This is a genomic window from Exiguobacterium sibiricum 7-3, assembly GCF_000620865.1.
GTDB lineage: Bacteria > Bacillota > Bacilli > Exiguobacteriales > Exiguobacteriaceae > Exiguobacterium_A > Exiguobacterium_A sibiricum_A.
Genome location: NZ_KK211190.1, coordinates 1,014,111 through 1,027,523, shown reverse-complemented (window position 1 = coordinate 1,027,523; position 13,413 = coordinate 1,014,111). Strand labels below are relative to the sequence as shown.

Here is a 13,413-nt window from a genome sequence, read left to right as displayed (position 1 = left end):
ATCAAACTTCCCGGTCGAACTTGCGACCGGGAAGTTTTAGTTCTGGCAAAATCCCATAAGCATTTGCTTGTTCTTCTAACTCGGCATGATGTGGCTCTACACGTTTAATCGGATTAATGCGCGCGACCGGTTCTGTTTTTCGTTCCAAGTCGACTCTTACTTGCCGATTCACATATTGGACTACCGTGAAATCTACCTGGTACATAGAATATCCCTCCCTAAACTTCAGCTCGTTATTCTGTTATTCCCAAAATCTCTTTAAGAAAAACAAAAAAACCAAGGTTCCCCCTGGTTTTGACTGTACAATTTAGTTCGGAACGAACAGAAAATCTTATTATAAGATATGGAAACCGCTGTCGACGTGCAGAATCTCACCCGTTACACCACTCGACATCTGAGACAAGAGGAATAATCCACTTTGACCGATTTGTTCTGTTGTGACATTACGGTGAAGTGGAGCACGCTCTTCGATACTTTCGAGAATCGAATTGAAATCACCGACACCTTTTGCAGATACTGTCCGAACCGGACCAGCTGAAATCGCATTGACGCGAACGCCCTGTTTTCCGTATTCTGCTGCTAAGTAGCGGACACTTGCATCGAGTGCGGCTTTCGCGACGCCCATCACGTTATAGTTCGGGACCATCTTTTCGCCACCAAGATACGTCAATGTAATGACAGATGCATCTTCCGTGAAGAAATCTTTTGCTGCTTTAACGACAGCTGTCAAACTGTATGCCGAGATATCAAGTGCTTGTGCAAATTGTTCACGTGTCACACCTGAGAATTCACCACGTAATGCTTCTTTATCGGCAAAGGCAATCGAGTGAGCGATTCCTGAAATTTGTCCATGGTCGGCATGAATTGTTTCAAATACTTGTGTGATTTCATCATCACTCGTGACATCACATGTATAGTAAGTAGCCGGTCGTGAAAGTTCTTGACCTAACTTTTCGAGTGGTGCCTTGAAGCGCTCTCCGACGTACGTAAATGCAAGGCTTGCCCCTGCTGCATCAAGAGCACGTGCGATTCCCCATGCGATTGATCGTTGATTGATGACACCCATTACAACATACGTCTTTCCCTCAAGCGAAGGATAAATATTCATTATGAGTTCCCCCTTAAATTAGTACCTGGTAATAACACCTATATCTAGGTTACAAAAACGTAACGCTTCTGTCAACCGTCGCTCTTGATATTGCGATTTTGATAAATTACGGTAATATAGAAAGAGACAGAAAGTAGGGATGGAATGAACCGTTTTAAATCATTTACACAACGTTATGATAACACGTTGCTTTTTTTGCTCGGTTGTTTGATGGTCATCAGTGTCATCGCAATCTATACCGCGCAACCTTTCTTACAAGGGGCAATCAGTGAAATCAATTTCATGGCCAAACAGATTCAGTGGTATATCATCGGATTTATCGCACTGTCTGTCGTCATTCTCATCGATTATGAGCAACTGAAACGTTTTCATTGGTACTTATATGGGGCAGGGATTGTCTCACTGATCGGTCTCGTTGTTTTACGTAATACGCCGTTGGTCGCAAACATCAAAGGAGCATACGGTTGGTATCAGCTCCCCGTCATCGGAACCGTTCAACCGGCTGAATTCATGAAATTTTTCTTGATTGTCTCACTGGCTGCCGTCATTTCGGAACACAACGCCCGGTATGTCCAACATGAACGGGACTTTCTGCTGTTAATCAAGATGGTCGCTCTCACATTGCTTCCACTCGCTTTGATCATCATCCAACCGGACTTAGGAATCGGCTTGATTCTCTGTGTCATCTTAGCTTGTGCCATGCTACTGTCCGGTTTGAACTGGAAATGGTTGCTCACTATGTTCGGCTTGTTGACCGCCGCGATCGTCGGATTCTTTTATCTGTTTTATTTCCAGAATGATTTACTCGCCACCTTCTTCCCAGGGCATGCGATGAACCGGATTATGGCCTGGTTACAGCCGTTTGAATATGCGGATGATCTTTCCTATCAGTTGGTCCAGTCGATTAACGCTATCGGTTCAGGGCAGATGTTTGGTGTCGGGTACGGAAAACTGCAAGTATCGGTTCCCGAACTGCACACCGATTTTATCTTCACTGCGATTTCAGCTCACTACGGCTTTATCGGTGCGGCTGTCGTTCTAATTATCCTGTTCCTATTCATCTACCGGTTGATTCAAATCGCGCTGGAAACAGCAGATCCGTTTGGAACGTATATCGTGACGGGTTATGTCGCCATGTTCACATTCCAGATCTTCCAAAACATCGGTATGACGATGGGGGTCTTACCGATCACCGGTCTCCCGCTTCCCTTTATTAGTTACGGAGGGTCGACGATGATTGTTAACTTGGTTGGACTCGGCTTAATCATGGCCATCGCTTCACAGTCCCGCATCTCCATGTTTGATGAAGATTAACGTCAAAAAAGAGTGGCATCCAGTCGGGTGCCACTCTTTTTGTATTCACGAAAGACTTAAGTCGTCCGGCAACGGTGCGACGAACGTCATCACCTCACCTGTCCCCGGATGTGGAAACGTAGCAGACGCACTGTGTAATGCTTGTCTCGCAATCAATGGTGTCCCTTTATACATCGTATCTCCGACTAACGGATGACCAAGTGCTGCAAGGTGGACCCGGATTTGATGCGTCCTGCCCGTTTCCAGTTTAATCGTCAATCGAGACAATTCACGCGAAAAAGCAGTAATCCGCTCACTCGTTAAGATATGCGTGATCGCCTGTTGACCATCCTCCCGGACCATTCTTTCCATGAAGGAATGATCGGTTTGACCGATTGGAAGATCAATCGTCTGAGGTTTGATTGATCCTTCAATCAACGCCACATACCGGCGATCGAGCAAGCCATTCTGTTGCATCTTGCTCAACTGATGATGCGCAAGGGCATGTTTCGCAAACACGACCAGACCGCTCGTATCCCGGTCCAACCGATTGACGATATGAATCGCATATGGAATTTGATGTTGCTTATAATAACCGAGGACAAAATTGGATAATGACCGCTCCGGATGAAGTCGGGACGGAATGGAAGCCGTTCCCGGCGGTTTGTTGACAATCAACAGCCACTCGTCTTCAAAAAGGATATCGAGTTCCCCGCACGTCGCATGCATATCGTGTGCAGGCTGTTCGTCAGGAAACCGGACGTGAATCCGGTCTCCTGTATGAACGGGCTCGTTCACGTTGACATGTTGTCCATTCCGTAAAATATCCCCATGATGTTTGATCGAAACCAACATTTTTCGGGAAATATGCAGGCGCGTCGTACAAAAATGACCGACACTCCAACCTTCTTCAATGGAAGTTACTTGTTGTTCAATTTGAAATGCCATCACGTTACCTCTTTTAATTAACTTCTTTCTTCTGCTAAAAACGATTCTCGGACTCGTTGCCAAAACGGGAAAGAGCGGAATCGAGCGAATTTGACTTTTTTATCAGACACACGACAGCGAATCGATTTAACATTTTGATGCACAATCGATGCATAATGATCGTATGTTAATTGAAAATCAATCGGATTGACCGGTCGAATCTCGACATCGTGGTGCTTCGGCAATAACATTGGGGAACCAATCGTCCGATACACGCGATTATTGATTGAAGCCATTTCCGTAATCTGAATCGCTTCGAGCGCCGGATGAACGATTGCCCCACCCAAGGCTTTGTTATACGCTGTTGAGCCGGATGGAGTTGAAATACACAGACCATCTCCCCGAAACGTTTCAAAATACTCTCCGCGGATCGACAGGTCACAGACGAGCGTCTGATTAAAGCTTTTAATCGTACATTCGTTTAATGCCAATAGTTTATTCGTCGATCCGTCTGCATAATCAATTGATAATTCAAGCAGCGGATATTCAACGGTCGCTATGTTGTCGTCCGCGATATGTTGAATCAATTCTTCCATTTCTTCCGGTCTCCAGTCGGCATAAAAGCCCAGGTGTCCGGTGTGAATCCCGACCAGCGTGATTTCCTCGACCTGATCCAAATAAGAATGGAAGGCTTGCAACATCGTACCGTCCCCGCCGATTGAAATCACGATTTCAGGAGTAACGACGTCTCGATGACTTCCTCGTTCGATCAACGCCTGTTCTACTTGTTCCTTCAGCATATGGGAACGTTCATCGCCCCGCGCCGTAACCGCAAAACGCATCGTCATCCTCCTACTCTTTTGTTCGATTCTTTGCTTCGGTCGCCTCTCGTTCATGTAAAACGACTTGAGCATCTTGTATCTCGACTTTCAGTTGACTCATCTCCGCATCCAGCAGAAACGCTGCTTCAGCCGCACGTCGCAAGCGTTCCCGCGTCTCTTCCGGAATATTCCCCTGGTATTTATAATTCAAAGAGTGTTCAATCGTCGCCCAAAAGTTCATTGCGAGTGTCCGAATTTGAATCTCGACGAGTGTCGGAATTTCGCCTTCAATCGTTTGGACAGGATACGCAATGATGATATGGTACGAACGATATCCACTCTCCTTCTTTTGTGTAATATAGTTGCGTTCCTCTACAATCTTAAAGTCTCCCCGTGAACGTAACAGTTCTAATACATGGATGATGTCATCCACGAATTGGCACATGATTCGAAGACCTGCTATGTCCTGCATGTCCTGCTCCAATAACTCGATATCAATCGATTTTCGTTCAGCCTTCTGTAAGATACTTTTTACAGGTTTGACACGTCCTGTGACAAATTCAATCGGTGAATGTTCCCCACGTTGTTGAAATTGTTTTCGAATGGCTTTTAATTTTACTTTTAATTCATCCACTGCGATTTGATACGGTGCGAGAAATAAGTCCCAATTTTCTTTTGTCATCGTTATTGTCACCACTTTTAGTCTAAATTGTTAGTTCGATTCGTTCCACTACACCATTCATGGTATCATATTTTCAAGCATTCAACTAGAAAGGTGTGGTCGGGAATGAGACAAGAAATGGAAATTGAATTTAAAAACCTGTTAAACGAATCTGAATACACGAAATTGATGAAACGGTACAATACATCCGGGTCTTCTGTTTGGCAAGCAAATGACTATTTCGATACCCCCACGTTTGAACTGCGTAGCCACGGTGCTGCCCTGCGTATTCGTGAAAAGAAGACTGGTTTGGTTTTGACGTTGAAAGAACCGCAAGACGACGGGTTACTTGAAACACATGTATCTTTGTCTGAACAAGAGGCGGAAGATTTATTTCAATACGGTCTGATTCACTCAGCTGAAATGAATCAACAATTGGAAAAATTTCATCTAACAACTTCACTAGAACATTTAGGTCGTCTTGAAACAGAGCGCTTCGAAAAACAATTGGAAAGTGGATTGTTGGTGTTAGATCAAAGCACTTATTTAGGGACAACGGATTATGAACTTGAATTTGAAGTGACAGACTATGCGACCGGTAAACTTTCGTTTGAAGAATTGTTGCAAACAAACGACATTCCTGTTCGCGAAACAAAAAATAAAATCGTCCGTTTTATGGACCGTAAAGCGCTTACACGTTAATCGTGTAGAAATGTACAAGCAAAACCTTTGCTCTTTCTTTTTTTTCGTTGCTAAAATAGGGTAACGATAATAAAAGAAAAGGGGTGAACGGATGGAACACGAACAATGCAACGGCTCATATTGTTCATTGGACGAACCATCAATTCAGCAACCGACGAAACCTCTGGAAATCTATCATTTTCTAGACGTCACACAAACGGATGGTTTACGGTTGATTCCCGTTCTCAAGAAGTTAGAATTAGAATACGGTCATCTATTCCGTCTCCGGACGATTGCAACCATTCCTTGCGCACCTTCGCGATCTGCGTGTGATATGTCACCATTGCTGATTCTAAAAGCCATTGAATTGCAAGGTAAAACGTTTGGTATGCGATTCATGCGTCGTTTACGGATGTTGCATAATGTCGAAGGAAAAAGCGCTTATTCGCGTTCCTCTTTAATGCGCCTAGCAGAAGCACTAACGGAATTTGGTCTTGATTTAGCAGAATTCCATCGTGATATCGAATCAGATACCATTCAATTGATGCTCGAAAAAGAGACTGAACTGGTGACCGATTGGGACGTACGTATTCTGCCAACGCTTGCTTTTGTTGGAGATGAGGAAGCAATCAAGGCGGAAGGCCATTACGAATACTTGGTTTATGTATCGATTCTAAACGAGTTGTTAGAACAACCTTTCGAGAAGCAGGCAAAGCCTCCCCTCGAACAGTTCTTGAGACGGTATGACACAGCAACCACTTCTGAAATCGCATTTATCTATGATGCATCGGAAGCACAGATTGAGCATGAATTGAAAAAGTTAATGCTTCAACAAAAATGCGTTTCACTCACGTATTGTGACGGTAAAGTATGGCGTCACTTAAAAGACTCTGCCCATGCTTAACTCAAAGAAGCAGCTTCCACGTCAATCGCGGAAGCTGCTTCTTTGTCGTTCTTTTAAAATTGGATGGGGGAAAAGAGAATCATCAGGGGAATGTGATTCGCTTCACATGTTTAGTATAAACGAATATCCTTCTCCCCGAAAGTTCTTTGTTCATGTTTTCACAAAATTGTCATTCTCCGAGTAGTGCTTCAAATTCATCGAGTACCCGTTCGAATTGACGAAGGGCTGCTTCAACTGGAGCTTTCGTCGTCATATCGACGCCGGCCGCCTTGAGGACTTCGATTGGATAATCACTTGATCCTGCTTTGAGGAAGTTATTGATATATCGCTCGACCGCCGGCTCCCCTTCTTCTAAGATTTGCGAAGTCAGTGCTGCTGCTGCAGAAATACCTGTCGCATACTGATAGACATAGTAGTTGTAATAAAAGTGTGGAATTCGTGCCCATTCTAAACCGATTTCTTCATCTAACACGATACCCTCACCAAAATACGTTTCATTTAGGGCATAATACGTCTTAGTTAAGAATTCAGGTGTCAGAGCTTGTCCAAGACGTGCCGCTTCATGAATTTGGTGTTCGAACTCTGCAAACATCGTCTGGCGGAATAACGTTCCACGGAATGTTTCCAATTGGTTGTTCAGTAGATACAGTTTCTCGTTTTTATCTGTCACACGTTTCAATAAATAATCATTTAGGAGTGCTTCGTTTGTCGTCGACGCTACCTCAGCAACGAAGATCGAATAATCACCATAGGCATATGGTTGATTCTGACGTGTATAGTAGCTGTGTACTGAGTGACCAAACTCGTGCGCTAACGTAAACAGATTGTTGACGTTATCCTGCCAGTTCATCAAGATGAACGGCTGTGTATCGTATGCGCCTGACGAATAGGCACCACTCCGCTTACCACGTGTTTCACGGACATCAACCCAGCGTTCCGCAAGACCTTCTTCGAGAATATGTTTATATTCAGATCCTAGTGGAGCTAATCCATCTACCATCAATTGTTTGGCTTCTTCGTATGTTACCTTCATTTCGACTTCACTGACGAGCGGTGTATACATATCATACATATGCAGTTCATCGACGCCTAAAATCCGTTTACGTAAAGCAACATAACGGTGTAACAACGGAAGGTGTTCGTGAACCGCTTCAATCAATCCGTCATATACTTGTTCCGGAATCGTGTTTCCGTGTAACGCTGATTCGCGGGCAGTTTTGAACTTCCGGACCTCGGCATAGAAGTTATCTTTTTTGACCGAACCGGCTAAAGTGGAGGCTAATGTGTTCGTATACTGGCTATACGTCCCGTACATCGCTTTAAACGCTGCCTCTCGAACAGAACGGTCTTTTGACTCCATGAACGTGATAAAACGTCCGTGCGTCAGTTCTGCCTCTTCTCCGTCCTCCCCTTTGATTTTAGGGAATTTCATATCCGCATTATTCAGCATGCCAAACGTCGTTCCCGATTGTCCGAGGACTTCTCCCGCTTTTGCGAGAATCGCTTCTTCCGCTTCTGACAAGACGTGTTCCCGTTCACGGTTCAACTCGTCAAACGCGTGACGGTAAAGCGCTAAATCTGGATTCTGATCCAAGTAAGAAGCGATCGTCTCTTCTGGAACTTCTAACAGCTCAGGTGTCATGAATGCTAATGTCGCACCAATTTGCGAAGCCAGCGTCCGGGCACGGTCATTCATCGCCTGATAAAAACTATCCGCTGTATTCTCATCGTAACGCATATGTGCATATGTATAGAGCTTATGCAGCCGTCTTGAGATTTCGTCACGAAGTTGAAGTCCTTCAAATAAAGTTGCATCCGACTGTGCAAGACGCCCTTTATACTCGACAAGTAGTGGAAGCATTGCTTTCACTGACTCAAATTCTTCTTCCCATTTTTCGTTCGTTTCATAAATAGATTCTAAATTCCACGTCTCTTCGTTCTTAACGTCTTTTCGTGTTAATACTTCTGCCATTTGAATCACTCCTTTACTTCATTTATACCTGTTTCCCTTTCGACAAACAAACGAAGCGCTCCTGCTAACTTTTGATCTTCTTCCAAGCGAGTCGGTAAATCAACAGGACGGTTTTGAAAAAGTTCAGACAGGTGGTAGTGAAGAAAATTGATCATCGCCATCCATTCTTCAATCAGAACATATAAATCAGATAGCTCATATGGAATCTTCGACTGTGTCAAACATTCTATGAGGATTGAAAGGAGATCAGGAACGGAGTAATTTCCTTTTAAACGAAGGTAAACTGCTATTTGAATTTCAAAAGGATGGACAGGTACGGACAGTAACGGGGATAAGGGCAAAAAACACCAGGATGGAAGTGTAGAGACGCAAAGATTGGACTGATAAAGAGGAAAGCGTACATAACGATGCGGCAACGAAGAAAAGAAAGGACGAAGCCGATAGTGTTTTATCAGTTTCGTCCATGGTCGTTCGAGGAATTGTCGCGGTACCGGACGTGGGAAAAGAAATTGTTCCACTGACAAGGACACGCGTTGACAGATTACAAAACGTTGTGCGAACGGAAGTGGATGCATGTAGCGGATGATTTGTTCCTGCTCGACTAAATCAATATAACCATTCTTCATAAATGCCGGCTTCATCCAGCCATCGAGCTTAAGAAACCGACCGTTCGACTCATGAAACCCAATCCACCGCACTTGGTATCCACCTTGTTGATCGATCGACCATCTCCGTCGCCATTCTTCAGCGCTCATTTTCGAGCGCTGAATCTCAATCCCGATTTCTCCGGGCCATATTAAAAGATCAAATCGTCTTCGTCCCCGTACAGCCTCAATTTCAACCTTGAATCGCAGATTTTCAAAATAGGTAGCAAGTCGCTTTTTCCAAAATTGATGTTCTGACGATTCACCGGTACATGCCGTCATGTGAACAAAATGAAGCCGTTTTTTTCCTTGTCGGATCCGAAGGCGTGTTTGGCAATACGGACAGTACAGTATTTTGCCTGCTAACGATTGTAAGGTCTCAAGCTGACTGTTGATTCGATTTCCTTGCTCATCCATCGCCTCAAACATCTTACCCCCTCCTCACTAGAGCAACGGTGAAAATAACCGCGAAATTGATTCAATCAAACGTTGACTAAAACTCCTTTGAATAAATACACTGCGTTCAACCTGTGAAGAATTTGAAAAATCTTCATAAAAATCACGTGTCAATTCATGGACGGAATTTGTACCGTATAAAAAGGCATTTACTTCAAAGTTCAAATGGAAACTTCTTAAGTCCATATTCGCTGTCCCGATTGTCGCAATCGCATCATCGACTACAATGACTTTTGAGTGCATGAATCCTTTGTTGTATTCGTAAATCTTTACACCTGCTAATAATAAGTCGTCAAAATAAGAGCGACTGGCATAAAAAACAACTTTATGGTCCGGGAAACTCGGCAAGAGGATTCGGACATCAATACCAGACATGGCTGCGGTCTTCAAAGCTGTCATCAAGTCTTCGTCCGGAATTAAATAAGGAGAAGCGATATAAACCGAACTGCGGGCTTCCGTGATTAAACCAAAGTATAAAGACTTCATTGTTTCATGGGGTTCATCCGGTCCGCTCGCAATGATTTGGACGCCCCCTGTCGCCTCCTCCATGACTTCAAGCGGTTTCATGTAATACGGTGTAAACAACCTTTCTCCCGTCATATAGTACCAGTCCTGAAGGAAAATCAGTTGCAACTCCGAAACTGCTTCTCCTCTGACCAGCAGATGGGTATCTCGCCAAAATCCAAACATCTTATCTTTTCCCATATACTCGTCTCCAATATTGATTCCACCCGTGAAAGCAACTGTACCGTCAATGACAACGATTTTCCGATGATTGCGGTAATTGGATTTACTCGAGATGAAAGGCAGAACGACAGGGAAAAATGGACGCACTTCGATTCCGACCGCCTCCATTTTTTTGAAGTAGGCTTTGTCCGTTGAGAAACAGCCGACGGCATCATACAAAAAACGAACCTCTACCCCGGCTTCTGCACGCTCAATCAAAGCTTCCTGCAATTCAAGCGCAAGTCCGTCATCCCGGACGATATAGTACTCCAAATGAATATGGTGTTCTGCTTGACGGATCTCAGCTAACAACAAAGGAAATTTCTGCTGTCCATTCGTCAATACTTTCGTATGGCTATTATACGAAATCGGCAAGCGGCTGATAGAATCGATAAGTTTAACAACTTTCGTGTAACGTTCATGTTGGAACACCCGATTGTGTATCCCATGATCAAACTGGGTACGATATTTAATGTAAGACTCTTCATCGAGCATTGCTTTCAGACGAAACATTCTTTTTCGTCTATAATTTTGACCAAAGGTGAAATACACGAAAACACCGACGACCGGGAGTGCCATCATGACGAGCGCCCAGACAAGCGTTCGCTCAGGGTTCCGGTTCTCAAGCAAGATGATGACGAATACACTCAGTACGACGAGAATGATGACGAGGGAGAGCCATCCTACCATGTACACACTCCAGTAATAAGAAAGAAACCCGATCAGACTGACTGTCAATAGTAGCGTCATAAGTAATTGGACACGCCGCAACATGGTATCCCCTCCTGTAATTTGTTATGAATGACACACTTTTATGTAGAAGGGACGATTCAAAATGAAAACGTATCTAGTGACTGGTGCAACAAGTGGAATTGGTGAAGCTACCGCCTTACAATTAGCAAAAGAAGGACATACCGTCCTCGCGCTTGGACGAAATGAGGAGCGTGGTAAAGACTTGGAAAGTCGCGGTGAAGGACGAATCCACTTCTTTGCGGTCGACTTGTCTGCGCCTTCAGATATTGATCGGTTTTTCGAAGACACAAAAGAACGATTCCCAACACTTGATGGCATCTTTAACAATGCCGGAACCTTTGGAAAGCCGGTTGCACCAGAGCGTGTGACTGAACAACAAGCCGAAGTCTTTCAAGTCAATTATCATGCACCGGAACAGATCATTCAACATGCTGTCAAACGGCTGAGCCGGGGTGCTTCCATCGTCAATAATAGTGCGATCGTCGGTCATATCAAATTCCCTGCCATGCTCTTGCCGTATGCATCTTCCAAAAGTGCTCTTCTTACGCTTACGAAAACATATGCCGCTCGGTTTCACGGAAAATATCGTTTTAATGCTATTTGTCCCGGTCCTGTCGATACGAAGTTGAGTCATTCTTTATATGGCGGAAAAGATAAGTTTGATTTAGCGATGAAACATCATTTACGTGGTGAAGCAGCTCAACCGTCTGAAATTGCAGAAGTCGTCTGCTTTTTATTATCCGATAAAGCGAGCTACATCAACGGACAAACATTGGTCGTCGATGGCGGGTACACCCTCACTTGATTCTTCTACACAACAAAGGACTGCTTCCAAACAAATTGGAGCAGTCCTTTTCGGTTATATCGTTCGATACATCAGTTAATTCGGAAACTGTTTCCGGATAAACGTAAAGACGTTGTCAGGCACGATTATTTTTCCGTACTCAGCTACAGGATGAATCGTCTGTTCACTAAAGTTCAAGTACTCTGCAATCAGGCTCATCACATTTTCCTGCTCTTCCACTTCAGTCTCATCTTTGAAATGAAGATGCAACAGGTAGAGTCCATCTTTTTGATAAAGCGCGGTCTTTACTTCTTCGAAGATCGGTGCTTCTGCATATTGGCTAAGGGCAATGATATGCTCGAAATCTATTGTTTCAAATAAGACATCTTGACTGAGTTCCGTTTCTTTTTCTTCCGCATCAGACATCGCGGAACGAAGTAACGAATCCAACTCATCTTCGTCAACTTGCTCTCCGTCAATCGTTGTTTTAGCGATTGTAACGGTGACTTCTAAACCTTTTTCAAATGCCTGTACTTGTATCCATAGTGGACCTTCGAAGGAGATGGACTCTTTTTCATTCGCTTCATCCATCATCTGCCAGAATAGCTGTTCTCCACGCTCACGGTTGTACCAAATCTCGTCTCGGGCGAAGCCGCGGCGTTCGATGTCCGTGTACGTAATGAAGAACTTGACGGTGTTGTCATTGACGCGTTCGATTTTCAATATGTCCACTCCTTTCCTCTCGCTCTTATCTAGTATACGAACGAGCACTTCACATAGATTCAAAAGAATCATTAAACATATAAGGTATATTCCTTTGTTATCTCTATTTTAACCTTTTTAGGCGGTAACAAAAAGCACACTGCTCAGAAAGCAGCGTGCTCGGTGTATATTATTCGTTGACAAGGCGCTGTGCTTCTAATAATTGGAAAGTACGAACTTTACGTGGTAAAAATCGGCGGATTTCATCTTCATTGTATCCAACTTGTAGACGCTTTTCATCAATCAAAATCGGACGGCGCAACAATCCTGGATATTCTTGAATTAAATCATACAAGTGTTGTAATGATAGATTTTCAACCGATACATCTAATTTTGAAAAGACTTTTGAACGGGTCGAAATGATTTCATCCGTTCCGTCTTCTGTCATACGAAGGATCTGTTTAATTTCATCAAGCGATAATGGTTCTGAGAAAATATTGCGTTCCACAAATGGGATTTCATGTTCTTCAAGCCATGCGCGCGCTTTACGACAAGAAGTACAGCTTGGTGAAGTATAGAGTGTTACCATTGAAAAACATCCTCCCCCTGATTTCACATCATTTCTCCTGCGTAAATGTATTACACAGCAGCTGATGATTCTATTACTTGATAGTTTACATTGATTTCAACTGAAATAAAACCCAATATGTTTTGAGATGAAAGAACTTTTCGTAAAAAAACTTGCCAGAGCCACCAGGTGGCTTCAGCAAGCTGGTGTGTGATCAAAGGGTTGAGAAATCGTCTCTTTTGCTTTCGGGAGTTTAATCTCTTTTAATTTTTTTTCGAAAATGTCCCGCAAAAGGCGTTTTTTCAACTTTTTCTTCTTATCACGTTCTTTCATACTCCGACACCTCACTCGGTCCGAAAAAAGAACAGTTAACCAACGAAAGCTAAATTATCATCTTCTATATTACTTAGTAT

15 protein-coding genes are annotated in these 13,413 nt (G+C 43.6%); 4 read left to right on the top strand and 11 right to left on the bottom strand.

All coding sequences use genetic code 11. The features are described 5' to 3' along the window. Position 1 precedes the first annotated feature (1 nt). A complete protein-coding gene (locus tag P402_RS0106085; protein ID WP_026827877.1) occupies positions 2 to 205 on the bottom strand; it encodes a hypothetical protein in 204 nt (67 codons plus the stop codon). Between the two features lie 129 nt (positions 206 to 334). After that, complete coding sequence (gene fabI, locus P402_RS0106080) at positions 335 to 1,108, bottom strand: enoyl-ACP reductase FabI (RefSeq protein WP_026827876.1); 774 nt, start codon at positions 1,106 to 1,108, stop codon at positions 335 to 337. A gap of 144 nt (positions 1,109 to 1,252) precedes the next feature. On the opposite strand from fabI, the gene P402_RS0106075 reads away from it, so the two are divergent. Continuing rightward, complete coding sequence (locus tag P402_RS0106075; protein WP_026827875.1) at positions 1,253 to 2,422, top strand: FtsW/RodA/SpoVE family cell cycle protein; 1,170 nt, start codon at positions 1,253 to 1,255, stop codon at positions 2,420 to 2,422. 45 nt (positions 2,423 to 2,467) lie between these two features. On the opposite strand, the gene P402_RS0106070 is transcribed toward P402_RS0106075, so the two are convergent. From P402_RS0106070 to P402_RS0106060, 3 genes are read right to left on the bottom strand one after another with little or no spacing between them, the layout of a single operon-like run. Further along, positions 2,468 to 3,349 carry an RluA family pseudouridine synthase gene (locus P402_RS0106070; RefSeq protein WP_026827874.1) on the bottom strand — a complete coding sequence of 294 codons (882 nt, stop codon included), beginning with the start codon at positions 3,347 to 3,349 and terminating at the stop codon, positions 2,468 to 2,470. A 17-nt stretch (positions 3,350 to 3,366) separates the two neighbouring features. Continuing rightward, on the bottom strand, positions 3,367 to 4,170 hold the full coding sequence (locus P402_RS0106065; RefSeq protein WP_026827873.1) for an NAD kinase: 804 nt from the start codon (positions 4,168 to 4,170) through the stop codon (positions 3,367 to 3,369). 10 nt (positions 4,171 to 4,180) lie between these two features. Continuing rightward, positions 4,181 to 4,831, bottom strand: a complete 651-nt coding sequence (locus tag P402_RS0106060) for a GTP pyrophosphokinase (RefSeq protein WP_034769792.1) — start codon at positions 4,829 to 4,831, stop codon at positions 4,181 to 4,183. A gap of 105 nt (positions 4,832 to 4,936) precedes the next feature. On the opposite strand from P402_RS0106060, the gene P402_RS0106055 reads away from it, so the two are divergent. Next, entirely contained in the window at positions 4,937 to 5,512 is a 576-nt protein-coding gene (locus tag P402_RS0106055) for a CYTH domain-containing protein (protein WP_026827871.1), read from the top strand. A gap of 91 nt (positions 5,513 to 5,603) precedes the next feature. Beyond that, on the top strand, positions 5,604 to 6,395 hold the full coding sequence (locus P402_RS0106050) for a DsbA family protein (RefSeq protein WP_026827870.1): 792 nt from the start codon (positions 5,604 to 5,606) through the stop codon (positions 6,393 to 6,395). A gap of 169 nt (positions 6,396 to 6,564) precedes the next feature. Here the strand turns inward: P402_RS0106050 and pepF are convergent, their stop codons facing one another. The 3 genes from pepF to cls are packed head-to-tail and all read right to left on the bottom strand — an operon-like array spanning position 6,565 to position 10,967. After that, a complete protein-coding gene (pepF, locus tag P402_RS0106045) occupies positions 6,565 to 8,367 on the bottom strand; it encodes an oligoendopeptidase F (protein WP_026827869.1) in 1,803 nt (600 codons plus the stop codon). Positions 8,368 to 8,372: 5 nt separating this feature from the next. Beyond that, complete coding sequence (locus P402_RS0106040; protein WP_026827868.1) at positions 8,373 to 9,440, bottom strand: competence protein CoiA family protein; 1,068 nt, start codon at positions 9,438 to 9,440, stop codon at positions 8,373 to 8,375. Between the two features lie 15 nt (positions 9,441 to 9,455). Further along, complete coding sequence (gene cls / locus P402_RS0106035) at positions 9,456 to 10,967, bottom strand: cardiolipin synthase (protein WP_026827867.1); 1,512 nt, start codon at positions 10,965 to 10,967, stop codon at positions 9,456 to 9,458. A 61-nt stretch (positions 10,968 to 11,028) separates the two neighbouring features. Here cls and P402_RS0106030 point away from each other — a divergent pair, with 61 nt between their 5' ends. Next, a complete protein-coding gene (locus P402_RS0106030) occupies positions 11,029 to 11,751 on the top strand; it encodes an SDR family NAD(P)-dependent oxidoreductase (protein ID WP_026827866.1) in 723 nt (240 codons plus the stop codon). Between the two features lie 75 nt (positions 11,752 to 11,826). On the opposite strand, the gene mecA is transcribed toward P402_RS0106030, so the two are convergent. The 3 genes from mecA to P402_RS17045 all read right to left on the bottom strand — a co-directional run bounded on the left by mecA (position 11,827) and on the right by P402_RS17045 (position 13,333). Beyond that, positions 11,827 to 12,453 (bottom strand): adaptor protein MecA, encoded by a 627-nt coding sequence (gene mecA / locus P402_RS0106025; protein ID WP_026827865.1) that lies wholly within the window; start codon positions 12,451 to 12,453, stop codon positions 11,827 to 11,829. Positions 12,454 to 12,622: 169 nt separating this feature from the next. Next, positions 12,623 to 13,021, bottom strand: coding sequence for a transcriptional regulator SpxA (gene spxA / locus P402_RS0106020; protein WP_012370920.1), 399 nt, complete (start codon positions 13,019 to 13,021; stop codon positions 12,623 to 12,625). Positions 13,022 to 13,195: 174 nt separating this feature from the next. Next, positions 13,196 to 13,333, bottom strand: coding sequence for a hypothetical protein (locus P402_RS17045; protein WP_012370921.1), 138 nt, complete (start codon positions 13,331 to 13,333; stop codon positions 13,196 to 13,198). Positions 13,334 to 13,413: the final 80 nt, after the last annotated feature.

Excerpts from the sequence above, each read along its gene's own strand:
- spxA (WP_012370920.1), bottom strand. The coding sequence starts at position 13,021 with ATGGTAACACTCTATACTTCACCAAGCTGTACTTCTTGTCGTAAAGCG.
- pepF (WP_026827869.1), bottom strand. The coding sequence starts at position 8,367 with ATGGCAGAAGTATTAACACGAAAAGACGTTAAGAACGAAGAGACGTGG.
- P402_RS0106070 (WP_026827874.1), bottom strand. The coding sequence starts at position 3,349 with ATGGCATTTCAAATTGAACAACAAGTAACTTCCATTGAAGAAGGTTGG.
- P402_RS0106050 (WP_026827870.1), top strand. The coding sequence starts at position 5,604 with ATGGAACACGAACAATGCAACGGCTCATATTGTTCATTGGACGAACCA.
- P402_RS0106065 (WP_026827873.1), bottom strand. The coding sequence starts at position 4,170 with ATGCGTTTTGCGGTTACGGCGCGGGGCGATGAACGTTCCCATATGCTG.
- P402_RS0106075 (WP_026827875.1), top strand. The coding sequence starts at position 1,253 with ATGAACCGTTTTAAATCATTTACACAACGTTATGATAACACGTTGCTT.
- P402_RS0106085 (WP_026827877.1), bottom strand. The coding sequence starts at position 205 with ATGTACCAGGTAGATTTCACGGTAGTCCAATATGTGAATCGGCAAGTA.
- fabI (WP_026827876.1), bottom strand. The coding sequence starts at position 1,108 with ATGAATATTTATCCTTCGCTTGAGGGAAAGACGTATGTTGTAATGGGT.
- P402_RS0106060 (WP_034769792.1), bottom strand. The coding sequence starts at position 4,831 with ATGACAAAAGAAAATTGGGACTTATTTCTCGCACCGTATCAAATCGCA.
- P402_RS17045 (WP_012370921.1), bottom strand. The coding sequence starts at position 13,333 with ATGAAAGAACGTGATAAGAAGAAAAAGTTGAAAAAACGCCTTTTGCGG.
- P402_RS0106030 (WP_026827866.1), top strand. The coding sequence starts at position 11,029 with ATGAAAACGTATCTAGTGACTGGTGCAACAAGTGGAATTGGTGAAGCT.
- P402_RS0106055 (WP_026827871.1), top strand. The coding sequence starts at position 4,937 with ATGAGACAAGAAATGGAAATTGAATTTAAAAACCTGTTAAACGAATCT.
- cls (WP_026827867.1), bottom strand. The coding sequence starts at position 10,967 with ATGTTGCGGCGTGTCCAATTACTTATGACGCTACTATTGACAGTCAGT.
- P402_RS0106040 (WP_026827868.1), bottom strand. The coding sequence starts at position 9,440 with ATGTTTGAGGCGATGGATGAGCAAGGAAATCGAATCAACAGTCAGCTT.